The organism is Sulfuriferula multivorans (genome assembly GCF_003851125.1).
Classification (GTDB): domain Bacteria; phylum Pseudomonadota; class Gammaproteobacteria; order Burkholderiales; family Sulfuriferulaceae; genus Sulfuriferula; species Sulfuriferula multivorans.
Genome location: NZ_BGOW01000061.1, coordinates 1 through 448 on the forward strand (window position 1 = coordinate 1; position 448 = coordinate 448).

Sequence of the window (448 nt, forward strand, 5' to 3'; positions counted from 1 at the left end):
CAAAGCACCAAGCAGCGTATGCGGACTGCGGCCAGGAATGAGGAAGCGTTTTTAACGTAGCGCGTAGCGATGCCCCGCCAGCGTTTGAGATGCAGAAATGCGTTCTCGACGAGATGGCGATGTCGGTAAAGATACTTGTCATAACTTCGTTGCGCCTTTCTGTTCTTGCGCGGTGGAATCACGGGAATCATACCCTGAGCGGTGGCCTGCTCGACGATGGCGTCACTGTCGTAGCCCTTGTCGGCCAACAAGTACTCGGCGCTGATGCCTTCGATTAATTTCCCAGCCTGCGTGCAATCTGCGGTGGTACCTTGCGTAATAATTGCTCGGAGCGGCATACCAAACGCATCCACGGCCAGATGTAGCTTGGTGTTGAGCCCCCTTTTGTAAGGCTCATGGCTTGATTGCCACCCCGGGCGCCTGTGGCGTGCGGATGAACCTTGATATG

The 448-nt window shown here is 55.6% G+C and carries 1 pseudogene; it reads right to left on the reverse strand.

The window, feature by feature from the left end:
• Window positions 1–448 (reverse strand): annotated as a pseudogene (locus EI185_RS17420) (IS5 family transposase); the annotation flags it as partial.